This is a genomic window from Streptomyces kryoterrae, assembly GCF_054072135.1.
Genome location: NZ_CM133358.1, coordinates 8076474 through 8091407 on the forward strand (window position 1 = coordinate 8076474; position 14934 = coordinate 8091407).

The 14934-nt window shown below is 72.0% G+C and carries 13 protein-coding genes; 9 read left to right on the plus strand and 4 right to left on the minus strand.

Features of this window, described 5'->3' with window-relative positions; all coding sequences use genetic code 11:
- Positions 1–71: 71 nt before the first annotated feature.
- The 4 genes from ACW4TU_RS35875 to ACW4TU_RS35890 all read left to right on the plus strand — a co-directional run bounded on the left by ACW4TU_RS35875 (position 72) and on the right by ACW4TU_RS35890 (position 4183).
- Positions 72–1106: an HAD hydrolase-like protein gene (locus ACW4TU_RS35875; RefSeq protein WP_457420169.1), complete on the plus strand. Its 1035-nt coding sequence runs from the start codon at positions 72–74 to the stop codon at positions 1104–1106.
- Positions 1107–1179: 73 nt separating this feature from the next.
- Entirely contained in the window at positions 1180–2223 is a 1044-nt protein-coding gene (locus ACW4TU_RS35880) for a FecCD family ABC transporter permease (protein WP_457420171.1), read from the plus strand.
- Positions 2220–3284, plus strand: coding sequence for a FecCD family ABC transporter permease (locus ACW4TU_RS35885; protein ID WP_457420173.1), 1065 nt, complete (start codon positions 2220–2222; stop codon positions 3282–3284). The genes ACW4TU_RS35880 and ACW4TU_RS35885 overlap by 4 nt, the downstream gene beginning before the upstream one ends.
- Before the next feature lie 26 nt (positions 3285–3310).
- Positions 3311–4183: an ABC transporter ATP-binding protein gene (locus ACW4TU_RS35890; RefSeq protein WP_457420175.1), complete on the plus strand. Its 873-nt coding sequence runs from the start codon at positions 3311–3313 to the stop codon at positions 4181–4183.
- Here ACW4TU_RS35890 and ACW4TU_RS35895 read toward each other — a convergent pair.
- Positions 4167–4514 (minus strand): SCP2 sterol-binding domain-containing protein, encoded by a 348-nt coding sequence (locus ACW4TU_RS35895; RefSeq protein ID WP_457420177.1) that lies wholly within the window; start codon positions 4512–4514, stop codon positions 4167–4169. The genes ACW4TU_RS35890 and ACW4TU_RS35895 overlap by 17 nt on opposite strands.
- A 42-nt stretch (positions 4515–4556) precedes the next feature.
- Here ACW4TU_RS35895 and ACW4TU_RS35900 point away from each other — a divergent pair, with 42 nt between their 5' ends.
- The 5 genes from ACW4TU_RS35900 to ACW4TU_RS35920 all read left to right on the plus strand — a co-directional run bounded on the left by ACW4TU_RS35900 (position 4557) and on the right by ACW4TU_RS35920 (position 9906).
- Positions 4557–4889, plus strand: a complete 333-nt coding sequence (locus tag ACW4TU_RS35900; RefSeq protein ID WP_457420179.1) for a hypothetical protein — start codon at positions 4557–4559, stop codon at positions 4887–4889.
- A 7-nt stretch (positions 4890–4896) separates the two neighbouring features.
- On the plus strand, positions 4897–5712 hold the full coding sequence (locus ACW4TU_RS35905) for a TlyA family RNA methyltransferase (RefSeq protein WP_457420181.1): 816 nt from the start codon (positions 4897–4899) through the stop codon (positions 5710–5712).
- Positions 5709–6614, plus strand: coding sequence for an NAD kinase (locus tag ACW4TU_RS35910; RefSeq protein ID WP_189151736.1), 906 nt, complete (start codon positions 5709–5711; stop codon positions 6612–6614). The genes ACW4TU_RS35905 and ACW4TU_RS35910 overlap by 4 nt, the downstream gene beginning before the upstream one ends.
- 199 nt (positions 6615–6813) lie before the next feature.
- Positions 6814–8556, plus strand: coding sequence for a DNA repair protein RecN (gene recN, locus ACW4TU_RS35915; protein WP_457420182.1), 1743 nt, complete (start codon positions 6814–6816; stop codon positions 8554–8556).
- 228 nt (positions 8557–8784) lie between these two features.
- On the plus strand, positions 8785–9906 hold the full coding sequence (locus ACW4TU_RS35920; protein WP_457420184.1) for a glycosyltransferase family 4 protein: 1122 nt from the start codon (positions 8785–8787) through the stop codon (positions 9904–9906).
- 19 nt (positions 9907–9925) lie between these two features.
- Here ACW4TU_RS35920 and ACW4TU_RS35925 read toward each other — a convergent pair whose 3' ends face one another.
- From ACW4TU_RS35925 to ACW4TU_RS35935, 3 genes are all read right to left on the minus strand, one after another.
- Positions 9926–11581: a PucR family transcriptional regulator gene (locus ACW4TU_RS35925; RefSeq protein ID WP_457420186.1), complete on the minus strand. Its 1656-nt coding sequence runs from the start codon at positions 11579–11581 to the stop codon at positions 9926–9928.
- 66 nt (positions 11582–11647) lie between these two features.
- Positions 11648–13030 carry an FAD-binding oxidoreductase gene (locus tag ACW4TU_RS35930; protein WP_457420188.1) on the minus strand — a complete coding sequence of 461 codons (1383 nt, stop codon included), beginning with the start codon at positions 13028–13030 and terminating at the stop codon, positions 11648–11650.
- 70 nt (positions 13031–13100) lie between these two features.
- Positions 13101–14906 (minus strand): glycoside hydrolase family 15 protein, encoded by a 1806-nt coding sequence (locus ACW4TU_RS35935; protein WP_457430492.1) that lies wholly within the window; start codon positions 14904–14906, stop codon positions 13101–13103.
- Positions 14907–14934 lie beyond the last annotated feature (28 nt).

Here is a 14934-nt window from a genome sequence, read left to right on the forward strand (position 1 = left end):
GTGCATCGTAGGGCTGTCAGTGGCATGGGGGATGATCGGGGGAAAGCCGGTCGAACGAGGAGCGATGCACAATGAGCCAGACCGTCAGGACGCGGCCCGAGGGCAGTGCGCGGGCCCTCAGCGAGGCGTACGACACGGCGCTGCTCGACCTCGACGGGGTGGTGTACGCGGGGGGCAACGCGATCGTGCACGCCGTCGAGTCGCTCGGTGTCGCGCGGGACGGCGGAATGCGGCTCGCCTATGTCACCAACAACGCGCTGCGGACTCCGGAGGCGGTGGCCGGGCACCTCACCGAGCTGGGCATAGCGACGGAGGGCTCGGACGTCATCACCTCGGCGCAGGCCGTGGCCCGGCTGATCGCCGACCAGGTGCCGGCGGGGGCGCGCGTGCTGGTGATCGGCGGTGAGGGGCTGCGGGTCGCGCTGCGCGAGCGTGGCCTCGAGCCCGTCGATTCGGCCGAGGACGAGCCGGTGGCGGTCGTACAGGGGTACGGCGGCCCCGAGTTGCCCTGGGGACGGTTCGCGGAGGCGTGCTACGCCATCGCGCGCGGGGTGCCCTGGTTCGCGTCCAACACCGACCTGACGATCCCCAGCGCACGCGGGATCGCGCCGGGCAACGGGGCCGCGGTGGAGGTCGTGCGCATCGCGACCGGGGCCGAACCCCAGGTGGCGGGCAAGCCGCTGCCGCCGATGCACCGGGAGACGGTGCTGCGGACCGGCGCCGAGCGGCCCCTGGTCGTCGGGGACCGGCTGGACACGGACATCGAGGGCGCGTTCAACGGGGAGGTCGACTCGCTGCTGGTGCTGACCGGAGTCGCGGACGGCGCCCAGCTGCTGGCCGCGCCGCCGCAGCACCGCCCCACCTATGTCGACGCCGACCTGAGGGGGCTGCTGACCGGGCAGCCGGAGGTGACGGAGGCGGACGCGGGCGGCGGGTTCCGGTGTGGGGGGTGGACCGCCACCGCGGGGGAGGAGCGGCTGGAGCTGACCGGGGACGGGGAGGCGCTCGACGGGCTTCGCGCGCTGTGCGCGGCGGCCTGGACGGCGGCGGGGGACGGCGTGTGCGGGCTGGACGGGAGGAAGGCGCTGGCGCGGCTGGGGTTGTGAGGGACGGCCGTGCGCGGGGGCACTCGCGGGGACGGGCAGCGAGGCGATAGTCAGGGTAGGCTAACCTAACTCCGTGTCTGTCGACAGTCCTCCTGAGCCGTGCGCGGAGACCGCCCCCGTGCCCCCGAAGCGTCAGGCGATACGAGCAGTCGGGCTCCTCGTCTCTCTGGGGATCCTGTTTCTCGTCGCTCTCGCGAGCATCGCGATCGGCGCGAAAGAGCTGTCCCTGGAGCAGGTCTGGCACGGGCTGTTCCAGGACTCGGGGACCTACGGGGACGTCGTCGTCGGGGAGCGCGTCTCACGCACCCTCCTCGGACTGCTCGCCGGTGCCGCGCTGGGGCTGTCCGGAGCCGTTCTCCAGGCGCTGACCCGAAATCCGCTGGCCGATCCCGGGCTGCTCGGCATCAACGCGGGTGCGTCGGCCGCCGTCGTCACCGCGATCACCTTCTTCGGCGTCACCTCGCTGGGCGGCTATGTGTGGTTCGCCTTCCTCGGGGCCGCCGCTGTCGGAGCGCTGGTCTGGTTCCTGGGCGGCAGCCGGGGTGCCACGCCCGTGCGGCTCGCGCTCGCCGGCACCGCGATCAGCGCCGCGCTCTACGGCTATCTCCAGGCCGTGATGATCACGGACGACGCCGCGCTCAGCAGGATGCGCTTCTGGACGGTCGGTTCGCTGGCCTCGGCCACGGACGACACCATCACGCAGGTTCTGCCGTTCATCGTGGCCGGCACGGTCCTCGCGCTGCTGCTCGCCCGGCCGCTCAACGCCGTGGCGATGGGCGACGACACCGCCCGCGCCCTCGGCGCCAACCTGGCCCGCACCCGCGCACTGTCCATGGCCGCCGCGACCGTCCTCTGCGGCGCCGCGACCGCCGCCTGCGGCCCGATCGTCTTCGTCGGGCTGATGGTCCCGCACGTCGTACGGTCCTTCACCGGGCCCGACCTGCGCTGGATCCTGCCCTACGCGACCGTCCTCTCGCCGGTGCTGCTGCTCGGCGCCGACGTCGTCGGCCGGATGATCGCCCGGCCCGCCGAACTCCAGGTCGGCATCGTCACCGCGGTCATCGGCGGCCCGGTCTTCATCTTTCTCGTACGACGGCGGAGGACGGCGCAGCTGTGAAGAGCAACCCCGCACTGCGAGCCCGCCGCGCCAACCGTGCCGTACGGACCCCGGGTGGCCTCTCCCTCCGGCTGGACGTGCGCGCGCTGGTCGTCGTCGTGGCCCTGCTGCTGACCGTGCTCACCGCGAGCGTGGTGCTGATCGGCACCGGTGACTTCCCGATTCCGGCCGGGGACGTTCTCAAGACCCTGCTGGGCGACGGGAACGCGGGCCAGGAGTTCATCGTCAACCAGCTGCGGCTACCCCGGGTGCTGGTCGGGCTGCTGGTCGGGGCCTCGCTCGGACTGGGTGGCGCGCTCTTCCAGTCCATCTCCCGCAATCCGCTCGGCAGTCCGGACGTACTCGGCCTCAGCCAGGGCTCGACGGCCGGTGCGCTGGTCGTGATCGTGCTGTTCTCCGGAAGCGCCGCCCAGGTCACCGCCGGGGCGCTCGTGGGCGGGCTGGTGACCGGGCTCGCCATCTATCTGCTGGCCTGGAAGCAGGGCGTGCACGGGTACCGGCTGGTGCTCGTCGGCATCGGGGTCTCCGCGGTCGTCACGGCGGTCAACGGCTACCTGATCACCAAGGCCGACCTCGTCGACGCGGCCCGCGCGGTCGTGTGGATGACCGGGTCCCTCAACGGGCGGGACTGGGACCAGGTCCGGCCGCTGCTGTGGCTGTGCGCGGTCCTCGTACCGGTGGTGCTGGCGAACGCGCGCGGGCTGCGGATGACGGAGATGGGCGACGACGTGTCGTACGCCCTGGGGGTGCGCGTCGAGCGCGTGCGGCTGGTGCTGATGCTGGCCGCTGTGCTGCTCACCGCGGCTGCCACGGCCGCAGCAGGGCCCGTGGGCTTCGTGGCGCTGACCGCGCCGCAGCTCGCCCGGCGGCTGACCCGCTCGCCGGGCCCCAACCTGGTGCCGTCCATGTGCATGGGCGCCACCCTGCTGATCGTCGCCGACTGGGCCTCGCAGCGGCTCTTCGGCGCCGATCAGCTGCCCGTGGGGGTGGTGACCGGTGTGCTCGGCGGGCTGTATCTGCTGTGGCTGCTGGTCACCGAGCGGAAGGCGGGCCGGATATGAGCCGGGCCGGCATGAGCAGGCCGGACATGAGCGGCTCAGTGAACGTGAACCAGAACGTCGAGAACGTCGAGAAGGGCACCCACACCGTGAACCGCCTGTCCGCCGAGAGCGTGACCCTCGCCTACGACCAGCGTGTGATCGCCGAACAACTGTCGGTCGAGATCCCCGACAACTCGTTCACGGTCATCGTGGGCCCGAACGCCTGCGGCAAGTCCACGCTGCTGCGGGCCCTGTCGCGGATGCTGAAGCCGAGCGAGGGCCGGGTGCTGCTCGACGGGCAGGTCATCCAGTCGATGCCCGCGAAGAAGGTCGCGCGGACGCTCGGGCTGCTGCCGCAGTCGTCGATCGCGCCCGACGGGATCACCGTCGCCGACCTGGTGGGCCGGGGCCGCTACCCGCACCAGGGCATCCTGCGCCAGTGGTCCCACGACGACGAGCGGATCGTCCGGGAGTCCATGGAGTCGACGGGTGTCGCCGAACTCGCCGACCGCCATGTCGACGAGCTGTCCGGCGGCCAGCGGCAGCGCGTGTGGATCGCGATGGCGCTCGCCCAGCAGACACCGCTGCTGCTGCTCGACGAGCCGACGACCTATCTCGACATCCAGCACCAGATCGACGTCCTCGACCTCTGCGCCGAGCTGCACGAGGAACAGGGGCGGACCCTGGTCGCCGTCCTGCACGACCTCAATCACGCCGCCCGGTACGCCACGCATCTCATCGCACTGCGCGAGGGCTCGGTCGTCGCCGAGGGCGCGCCGGGCGACATCGTCACGGCCGGGCTGGTCGAGGAGGTGTTCGGGCTGCGCTGCCAGGTCATCGACGATCCCGAGACGGGGACGCCGCTGGTGGTGCCGGCCGCGCGCAAGGCCCGTACCAGGGTGACTACAGAAGCTTCCTGAGGCGGAACAGGTCCCGCAGGCCCGCCTCCAGTTTGATCCGGCCCGAGCCCCACGCCTTCGCGAAGTTCAGCTCGCCGGAGACCATCGCCACCAGGTCGTCGCCGGACATGGTGAGCCGGATCTCGGCCTTCTCCGGGGGCGGGCCCTGGAGGGTGTCCTGGACCTCGATACGGCCGCCCCGCAGCCGTCCCACGAAGGTGACGTCCAGATCGGTGATGCGGCAGCTCAGCGAGCGGTCCAGGGCCGCCGCCTCGCGTACGTCCCCGCTCGCGCCCGCCATGTTGTCCGAGAGCTTGTCGAGTGCGCTGCGGCACTCCTCAATCGTCGCCATCGCGAACGACGGTACCTCAGCCGTTCGCGGTAGCGTCAGGGCATGAACGACTCAGTGCGGTCGGCCGAGGGCCCGGAGGAGACACCGGTTCCGGTTTCGGATCCGGATGCGGTTCCGGATCCGGTTTCGGCTGCGGCCGTCGAAACCGAGGCCGACCCCGCCGCCCCGGCCCCGCTGGACATCGCCCGCGCCTCCACGGGCAACGCCGAGGTCGACGCCCTGCTCGACCGGCTCGGTGACGCCGACCACCTCGCCACGGACGGACATGTCGAGGTGTACGAGGATGTACACCGGGGGCTGCGCGACACGCTCACCGCGCTCGACGCCCGCCCGGGACCTCCGGCGCCCCCATCTACGTACGGCAATAGGAGCTGAACCGAACGTGGCAGGAGTGGCACGCCGCCGCCTTGACGCCGAGCTGGTGCGGCGGAGACTCGCCCGCTCGCGCGAGCACGCGAGCCAGCTGATCGCCGCCGGACGGGTCACCGTCGGCAAGACCGTCGCGACCAAGCCCGCCACCCAGGTGGAGACCGCCGCCGCGATCGTCGTCGTGGCCGACGACAACGATCCCGAGTACGTCTCCCGGGGCGGCCACAAGCTCGCGGGCGCCCTGGAGGTCTTCGTACCGCAGGGGCTGAAGGTCGGCGGACGGCGGGCGCTGGACGCCGGCGCGTCCACCGGCGGATTCACCGACGTACTGCTGCGCGCTGGTGCCGTACACGTCGTCGCCGTCGACGTGGGGTACGGACAACTCGCCTGGTCTCTCCAGAGCGATGAACGCGTCACCGTCAAGGACCGTACGAACGTACGCGAGTTGACGCTCGAAGCGATCGATGGGGAACCAGTGGATCTTGTCGTGGGGGACCTGTCCTTCATCCCGCTCGGTCTCGTGCTGCCCGCCCTTGCGCGGTGCGCGGCACCCGATGCCGATCTGGTGATGATGGTCAAACCACAGTTCGAGGTGGGGAAGGAACGGCTGGGCAGTGGAGGAGTCGTACGCAGTCCCGAACTGCGTGCCGAGGCGGTACGCGGAGTCGCCACCCGCGCCGGGCAGCTGGGGCTGGGTGTGCAGGGCGTGACCGCCAGCCCGCTGCCCGGGCCGTCGGGGAACGTCGAGTACTTTCTGTGGCTGCGGGCCGGCGCACCCGAACTCAACCCGGCCGACGTTGACCGTGCAGTGGCGGAGGGGCCTCGTTGACTCAGACCCGAGATCGAACTGTTTTCCTGCTCGCCCACACCGGACGGCCCGCCGCGATCAGAAGCGCCGAGCTTGTGGTCCAGGGGCTGGTGCGCTCCGGACTCGGGGTGCGGGTGCTCGCGGCGGAGGCGGCCAACCTGCCGCTGCCGCCGGAGGTGGAGCTGATCGAGGAGGCCACCGCGCAGTGCCTCGACGGATGCGAGCTGCTCATCGTGCTGGGCGGTGACGGCACGCTGCTGCGTGGCGCCGAGTTCGCCCGGGCGTCCGGGGTGCCGATGCTCGGCGTCAACCTCGGTAGCGTCGGCTTCCTCGCCGAGGCCGAGCGCGACGACCTCGACAAGGTTGTCGACCGGGTGGTGACGAAGTCGTACGAGGTCGAGGAACGGATGACCATCGACGTCGTCGTGCACCAGAACGGGAACATCGTGCACACCGACTGGGCGCTGAACGAGGCGGCCGTGCAGAAGGTGTCCGCGGAGAAGTTGCTCGAGGTCGTGCTGGAGATCGACGGGCGGCCGGTCACCGGGTTCGGGTGCGACGGCATCTGCCTGTCGACGCCCACGGGATCGACCGCCTACGCGTTCTCCGCCGGTGGGCCCGTGGTGTGGCCCGAGGTCGAGGCGCTGCTGATGGTGCCGATCAGTGCGCACGCGTTGTTCGCGAAGCCGCTGGTGACCTCGCCGGATTCCGTGCTCGCCGTGGAGGTTCTGCCGCACATTCCTCCGGGGGTGCTGTGGTGTGACGGGCGGCGGACCGTGGAGTTGCCTCCAGGGGCGCGGGTGGAGGTTCGGCGGGGGGCTGTGCCGGTGCGGTTGGCTCGGCTGCATCACGCTTCGTTCACTGATCGGCTGGTGGCCAAGTTCGCGCTGCCTGTTTCCGGGTGGCGGGGCGCGCCTCACTAGCGCCGACCGTGAGTGGGGGGCGGGGTTGATGGTGGCTTGTCGCGCCCGCGCGGCGGAGCCGCAGATCGGATACGGCCCCGCGCCCCTGTCGGGGCACGGCCACTCCCCTGGGTGACATAGCGAGGCCGATCTCCTTTCGTTACCTGCGGGTTCTCTCATTCGAGGTGGGGGGCGTCGCACTTTGGTCGGCCGACCTCGTATGGTCGTGTTCGTGTTGGAGGAGATGCGGATACGGTCGCTCGGCGTCATCGACGATGCGGTCGTCGAGCTGTCGCCAGGCTTTACCGCCGTGACCGGTGAGACCGGTGCGGGTAAGACCATGGTCGTGACCAGCCTGGGGCTGCTGCTCGGTGGCCGGGCTGACGCGGCGTTGGTGCGGATCGGGGCCAAGAACGCGGTCGTCGAGGGGCGGATCACCGTGCCCCCGGGCGGTGCTGCCGTCGTACGGGCCGAGGAGGCCGGCGCGGAGCTGGACGACGGGGCGCTGCTCATCAGCCGTACCGTTTCCGCCGAGGGGCGTTCCCGGGCGCATCTGGGCGGCCGTTCCGTGCCCGTCGGTGTGCTGGCCGAGCTGGCCGACGAACTGGTGGCCGTGCACGGGCAGACCGACCAGCAGGGATTGCTCAAGCTGTCCCGGCAGCGGGCGGCGCTCGACCGGTACGCGGGAGACGCGGTCGCCGCGCCGCTCACCAAGTACGGGGAGGCGTACCGGAGGCTGCGGGCCGTCGCCAACGAGCTGGACGAGATCACCACGCGCGCGCGTGAACGGGCCCAGGAAGCCGACATGCTGCGGTACGGGCTCGACGAGATCGCCGCCGTGGAGCCGCGGGCCGGTGAGGACGCCGAGCTCGCCGAGGAGGCGGAGCGGCTCGGGCACGCGGAGGCGCTGGCCTCGGCCGCGACCGTCGCCCACGCGGCCCTCGCCGGCAACCCCGAGGACCCCGAGGGCATCGAGGCCGCCACGCTCGTCGCGGGCGCTCATCGGGCCCTGGAGGCCGTACGGTCGCACGACTCCGCCCTGGCCGCGCTCGCCGACCGGATCGGTGAGGTCGGCATCCTGCTCGGGGATGTCGCCGGGGAGCTGGCGGGGTACGCCGACGACCTGGACGCCGATCCGCTGCGGCTGGCCGCCGTCGAGGAACGGCGGGCCGCGCTCACCGCGCTGACGCGGAAGTACGGATCCGACGTGGCCGGCGTGCTCACCTGGGCCGAGGAGGGCGCCGCGCGGCTGCTCGAACTCGACGGCGACGACGAACGGATCGGTGACCTCACCGCCGAGCGGGACGCGCTGCGCGGCGAACTCAGCGGGATGGCACAGGCGTTGACGGACGCGAGGACGGAGGCCGCCTCGCGGTTCGCGGACGCCGTGACCGCCGAGCTGGCCTCGCTGGCCATGCCCCACGCGCGCGTGTCGTTCGACATCCGGCAGACCGAGGACCCCGAGGGCGTCGAGGTCGACGGACGTACGGTCGCCTACGGGCCGTCCGGCGCCGACGAGGTCGAGCTGCTGCTCGCACCGCACCCGGGGGCGCCCGCCCGGCCCATCGCCAAGGGGGCGTCCGGGGGTGAGCTGTCCCGCGTGATGCTGGCCGTGGAGGTCGTCTTCGCGGGGACCGATCCCGTGCCCACCTACCTCTTCGACGAGGTCGACGCCGGTGTGGGCGGCAAGGCGGCCGTGGAGATCGGGCGGCGGCTGGCCCGGCTGGCGAAGAGCGCGCAGGTCGTCGTCGTGACGCACCTGCCGCAGGTCGCCGCGTTCGCCGACCGGCAACTGCTGGTGGAGAAGACCAACGACGGGTCGGTGACCCGGTCGGGCGTGAAGGTGCTGGAGGGCGAGGACCGGATCCGGGAGCTGTCGCGGATGCTGGCCGGTCAGGAGGACTCGGAGACGGCGCGGGCGCATGCGGAGGAGTTGCTGGCGGCGGCTCGGGCGGACGGCTGACGTTCGAACAGTTGACGTCCGGTGAGGTCTCGCTCACCCGTGTGAGTGACCCGTCCCACGCCTCCGTGGTCCGGAACACCCGTACGTACTGGCATCCTTGAAGAAGCACGGAATACCCCCGTACACGGAGGAAGTGGCGCGGTACACCCCTTCCGCCCAAACCTTCTGTACGTTTCTCCGTGTCCTTTCTTCGTGACCGCCCGATGCTGAACCAGGAGCCCCGGCCACGTGAGCAGCCACTCACCGCACGGTCAGTCGCCGCTGCGCACTGTGCAGGTGCTCGGCGGCGGCAACGCCGGCAGCAGCCAGCACGTGCGTTCGCTGGCCGCGGGGCTCGTCGAGAGAGGCGTGCGGGTGACTGTGTGCGCCCCCTCCGACGCCGACAGCGCCTACGACTTCACGGGCGCCGGTGCCGAACACGTGCCCATCCCGCGCAGCAGCGACCCCGGCTCGGTGGCGGCGCTGCGCGCGGCCTGTTCGAACGCCGATCTCGTGCACGCGCACGGGCTGCACGCCTCCTTCCGGGCCGCCCTCGCGCTCAGCGGGCGCCGTACTCCGCTTGTCGTCACCTGGCACAACCGCGGCTACGCCGAGGGGCCCCGCGCCCAGTTGCTGAAGGTGCTGGAGCGGCGGGTCGTGAAGGCCGCCGCGGTCGTCCTCGGGACCTCCTCCGATCTCGTGGACCGGGCCCGGCGGCGAGGGGCCAGGGACGCCCGGCTGTCCGCCGTGGCGCTCCCCGTCCCGCGCGGGGCCGTGGGACGGGACGAGTCCGACCGGTGCAAGACGCGGGCCGAACTCGGTGCCACGGACCGCCCGTTGCTCATGGCCGTCGGCACCCTCGACCGGCACCGGGGGTACGACGTCCTGCTGGACGCCGTACACGCGTGGCGCGGTCTCCATCCCGCGCCGCTCCTCGTGATCGCGGGGGAGGGGCCGCTGCGGGCGGAGTTGCAGGGCCGCATCGAGAACGAGGGGCTGCCGGTCCGGCTCATCGGGCGGCGCGACGATGTGAGCGAACTGCTCCTCGCGGCCGATCTCGCACTTCTGCCCAGCCGTTGGGAGTCGCGCTCCGTTCTCGCCCAGGAGGCCCTCCACGCGCGCGTGCCGCTGATCGCGACCGCCGTGGGAGGCGTTCCCGAGCTGGTCGGGGACGCGGCCGAACTCGTACCGTACGGCGACGCGGTGGCGCTCGGCAGAGCTGTCGTACGGCTTCTCGGGGATCCGGAGCGCCGGGAGCTCCTCCGGGAGCGGGGCGTCCGGCAGATGGGCACCTGGCCCACCGAGGACGAGACCGTCGCCCAAGTGCTGAGCGTCTACGACGAGTTCACGCAGCCCCGGCCGCTGACCTGAAGCGCCTGCCACGGGGCTGCTAGGCCACGTGCCTGCGGGCCCGTAGCGCCAGGCTCAACGCCAGTACCGTCTGCGGGTCGTCGAGGTCCGTGCCCAGCAACTCCCCGATCCGCGCGAGGCGGTTGTAGAGGGTCTGCCGGTTGAGGTGGAGTTCGCGGGCCGTCTCCGCCTTGCGGCCCGCATGGGCCAGATACGTCTCCAGGGTGGGCAGCAGCGGCGGCTTGGAGCGGTCGTCGTGGGCGCGCAGCGGGCCGATGGCACGGTCCACGAAGGCCGCCAGGTCCGGTTGGTCGCGCAGGCGCCACAGCAGCAGGTCGATGTCCAGACGGCGGGCGTCGTACCAGGGGCGGTCCGGCAGGCCCTGGGCGGCCGTCGCCGTCTCCGCCGCGTGGCGCAGCCCCGCCGAGGCCGCCGCCCAGCCGCCGGCGACCCCGACCACGACGACCGGCGGCCGGGCGCCCGGACGCTGGATGCCGGCGCGCTCCACACCCGCCCGCAGCGCCGCCGCGACCCGGTCGGCTACCGCCGGGCGCTCGGACTCCGTACGCAGGCTTACCAGCAGCGGCACGCGCCCCTCGACCGGCCGTACGCCCAGCAGCACCGGCACGCCCACCGACGCCAGCTCCTCCGTGACCGCCCGCGCCAGCACCGCCCAGCCGCCGCCCGGTGACAGGGTGTCGCCGAGCCGCATCACCATCGGCAGCAGCGGGCCGGTGCCGGGCTTGAAACCGAGGACGCGGGCCTGCGCGGGCGCGGCCTCCGCTTCGACACGGCCCTCGGCGAGGTCGGTGAGGAAGTCGCCGCGGCCACGCGCCGCCAGCTCCTCCTCCTGGCGGGCCTGCATCAGGACGACGGCCAGGATGCCCGCGGCCCGCTCGGCGGCCATGCGGTGTACGGGGGCGAGGGGTTCGAGAACGGGCAGCAGGGCCAGGCGTGCGCGGACCGAGCCGGTGCCGGGGCCGCCCCCGGGGCCGCCCCCGGGGACATCGACGAGCACGGAACCGGCGGGCGGCGGCGTGTCCTTGTGCTGGGCGCGCAGGCCCTCCCACACCTGGAGCGGGTCGGCGCCCTCGGGACCGGCTCCGGCGGCGTACAGGAGCTGGCCGTCCGTCGTCTCCAGGAACACCGGGTTGCCGCTGAAATCCGCCAGGATCCCCAGGACCTGCGGGATGCCACCGCCGCCCAGCAGGGCCTCCGTGCAGCGCCGGTGGACCTCCTCGGCCCGCTGGAGCAGCGCGTAGTGGCCGTTGACGATCTCGGTGTGGATCTCCTCGGTGACGGCCACGAACGCCACTTCGCGGTGCAGCTGGACCAGGGGGAGACCGGTCGAGCGGGCCGTCTCGACCAGGGCCGCGGGCAGCCGGGTGAAGCGGGGACCCAGCTCCACGACGAGCGCCGCGATGCCCCGCTCGGCGAGGGTACGGACGAACGCGCGCTGCTCGGCCGGACGGGTGCCGAGCCCGTACCCGGTCGTCAGGAGCAGCTCGCCGCCCTTCAGCAGCGAGGCGATGTGCGGGACCTCACCCGCGTGCACCCACCGCACGGTTCGCCCCAGCCGGTCGGCGCCCGCCAGGATCTCCGGCAGCCCGCCGCGCAGCCCGGGCAGCTCCAGCGCCCGCCGCACCGTGATGCCGGCGCCCCGGGTCTCGAAACGGCTGTCTGCGCGGCTGTCCATGCAGCGGACGCTACCCGCACCTACGTACGGCTGACGACCTGCGCATCAGCGGCAGGCGCGGCTCGTCTACGCCGGAACGATGTTGTGGTTGAAGCGGAACACGTTGTCCGGGTCGTACTGGCGCTTCACCGACGCGAGCCGGTGCGTGTTCTCGGCGCCCAGGCCCGCGATCACGCGCTCCGCGCCCTCGTCCCCGATGAAGTTGAGGTACACCGCGCCGGTGCTCCACGGCCGGACGGCGGTACGGACGTCGTGGACCCACTGGACGCAGCGCTCGTCGTCCGCCGGGTCCTCCCAGATACCGAAGGGGTGGACGGCCCAGGGAGCGTCCCGGTAGGGGACGGGGTACTCGGACGGGCCGTCGGCGACCGCGCCGCCCATGGGGAACAGCACATGCGTGGTGCCCGTCGGCGCCGGTACGGAGTTTCCCGCGGTGCAGAACGCGGCCACGAAGTCGTCGGGCGCGCCCGACAGATACTCCGCCGACCAGTAGTTCCGCATGCCGGGCGGGTCGTCGAGCATGCACTGCAGGTCCGCGTACGGGATCGCGGTGACGACCTCCGCCTCGTGGGGCAGCGCCAGCAGCGGTTCGGCGAGCTTGCGCATGTCCTCCTCGGGACCCGCGTACGCCAGCAGAGCGCCGCACAGCAGCTGTCCGACCAAGTGCGGCGGTACGAACTCCTCGGGCGGGCCGGTGAGATAGATGACTCCGCCGCTCGCCTCGACAGGGCCCGCCTCGATCACGTCACGGTAGGTGCGGGTCGCTTCCTCACCGAACTCCGGCAGATACAGGACCAGGGCCATGGAGAACGCGGGCAGCTCGTGCAGCCTCAGGGTCAGTGCGGTGGCGACGCCGAAGTTTCCGCCGCCGCCGTGCAGGGCCCAGAACAGCTCCGGGTTCTGCTCGGCGCTCGCGTGGACCTCGGTGCCGTTGGCGGTCACCAGGTCGACGCCGATGAGGTTGTCGACGGCGAGGCCGCAGGAACGCTCCAGCCAGCCGCTGCCGCCGCCCAGCACGAAGCCGCCGACCCCGGTCGTGGAGACCCGCCCGCCGGTGGTCGCCAGCCCGTGCGGCTGGGTCGCCCGGTCCAGGTGGCTCATCAGGGCCCCGCCCTGGACCCGTACCGAATGGGCCGCCCGATGGACGGTCACCTCGTGCATCCGGCGCAGGTCGATCACCAGGCCGCCGTCGTTCAGGCTCATGCCCGCCACACTGTGGCCGCCGCCGCGCACCGCGATCGGCAGGTCCAGGTCGCGGGCGAAGCGCACGGAACGTGCCACGTCGGCCTCGTCCGCGCACTGTGCGATCACCGCCGGACGCCGGTCGATCATGGCGTTGAACACGGTCCGGGCGTCGTCGTATCCAGGATCGCCGGGGGCGAGTACATCGCCGGTCAGATCCTCGCGGAGCGCGGTGAGGGACGCGCCCGCCTTTGCTGGGGAAGCCATGGCCGCCACCTTTCAAGAAGGGGCATTTATGTGCTTTCCAGACTAGGCGGACGCGGCCCGTAGGTCGCGCTCAGCCGCCGTACGCCCCCGAAGCCGTCAGCCTCAGGGCCGTGTCGATCAGCGGGACGTGGCTGAAGGCCTGCGGGAAGTTGCCCACCTGACGCTTGAGGCGGGGGTCCCACTCCTCGGCCAGCAGGCCCAGGTCGTTACGGAGGGCCAGGAGCTTCTCGAAGAGCTTGCGGGCCTCGTCGACCCGGCCGATCATCGCCAGGTCGTCCGCCATCCAGAACGAACAGGCGAGGAACGCGCCCTCGTCGCCCGGCAGACCGTCGAGGTTCTCGTCGCCGCCCGAGGTCGTCGGGTAGCGCAGGATGAAGCCGTCCGAGGTGGACAGTTCGCGCTGGATGGCCTCGATGGTGCCGATGACGCGCTTGTCGTCGGGGGGCAGGAAGCCCATCTGCGGGATCAGCAGCAGGGAGGCGTCCAGTTCCTTCGAGCCGTACGACTGCGTGAAGGTGTTGCGCTCCTTGTCGTAACCCTTCTCACACACGTCCCGGTGGATGTCGTCGCGCAGCTCGATCCACTTCTCCAGCGGGCCGTCCGCGTCGCCGGACTCGATGAGCTTGATCGTGCGGTCCACCGCGACCCAGGCCATGACCTTGGAGTGCACGAAGTGACGGCGCGGACCGCGCACCTCCCAGATGCCCTCGTCGGGCTCGTCCCAGTGCTGCTCCAGGTAGCGGATCAGCTTCAGCTGGAGCAGGGATGCGTAGTCGTTGCGGGCCAGACCCGTCATGTGGGCCAGGTGCAGGGCCTCGGTGACCTCGCCGTACACATCCAGCTGGAGCTGGTGCGCGGCGCCGTTGCCGACCCGGACGGGGCCCGAGTTCTCGTAGCCGGGAAGCCAGTCAAGCTCGGCCTCGCCCAGCTCCCGTTCGCCCGCGATGCCGTACATGATCTGCAGGTTCTCGGGGTCGCCGGCGACCGCGCGCAGCAGCCACTCGCGCCAGGCGCGGGCCTCGTCGCGGTAGCCGGTGCGCAGGAGGGAGGAGAGGGTGATGGCCGCGTCGCGCAGCCAGGTGTAGCGGTAGTCCCAGTTGCGTACGCCCCCGATGTCCTCCGGGAGGGAGGTGGTGGGGGCGGCCACGATGCCGCCGGTCGGCGCGTACGTCAGCGCCTTCAGCGTGATGAGCGAGCGGACGACGGCCTCCCGGTAGGGGCCGTGGTACGTGCACTGGTCGACCCACTCGCGCCAGAACTCCTCGGTGGCGTCGAGGGACTGCTCCGGCTCGGGCAGCGCGGGCGGCTGCTTGTGCGAGGGCTCCCAGGTGATCGTGAACGCGATCCGGTCGCCCGGCGCCACCGTGAAGTCGGCGTACGTCGTCAGGGACTTGCCGTACGTCTCGGCGGTGGTGTCGAACCACACCGAGTCGGGGCCGGCGACGGCGACGGTCCGCCCCTCGTGCTTGTGCACCCACGGCACGACACGGCCGTACGAGAACCGCATGCGCAGGGCCGAGCGCATCGGCACCCGGCCGCTGACGCCCTCCACGATGCGGATCAGCTGGGGGGCGCCGTCGCGAGGGGGCATGAAATCGGTCACTCTGACCGTGCCCCGCGGGGTGTCCCACTCGGTTTCGAGGATCAGCGAGTCGCCCCGGTAGCGGCGGCGGGCCGATACCGGGGGTTCTGCGTCCGCCGCGTGCGCGGGACCGAGGCGCCAGAAGCCGTGCTCCTCGGTGCCGAGCAGTCCCGCGAAGACGGCGTGGGAGTCGAAGCGGGGCAGGCACAGCCAGTCGACTGTGCCGTCCCGGCAGACCAACGCGGCGGTCTGCATGTCCCCGATGAGTGCGTAGTCCTCGATGAGCCCGGCCACGTGCAACTCCAGTCGAAAGGCCACGTCG

Coding starts and splice junctions, on each gene's coding strand:
- ACW4TU_RS35875 (WP_457420169.1), top strand. CDS start 72: ATGAGCCAGACCGTCAGGACGCGGCCCGAGGGCAGTGCGCGGGCCCTC.
- ACW4TU_RS35890 (WP_457420175.1), top strand. CDS start 3,311: ATGAGCGGCTCAGTGAACGTGAACCAGAACGTCGAGAACGTCGAGAAG.
- ACW4TU_RS35895 (WP_457420177.1), bottom strand. CDS start 4,514: ATGGCGACGATTGAGGAGTGCCGCAGCGCACTCGACAAGCTCTCGGAC.
- ACW4TU_RS35900 (WP_457420179.1), top strand. CDS start 4,557: ATGAACGACTCAGTGCGGTCGGCCGAGGGCCCGGAGGAGACACCGGTT.
- recN (WP_457420182.1), top strand. CDS start 6,814: ATGGTCGTGTTCGTGTTGGAGGAGATGCGGATACGGTCGCTCGGCGTC.
- ACW4TU_RS35925 (WP_457420186.1), bottom strand. CDS start 11,581: ATGGACAGCCGCGCAGACAGCCGTTTCGAGACCCGGGGCGCCGGCATC.
- ACW4TU_RS35930 (WP_457420188.1), bottom strand. CDS start 13,030: ATGGCTTCCCCAGCAAAGGCGGGCGCGTCCCTCACCGCGCTCCGCGAG.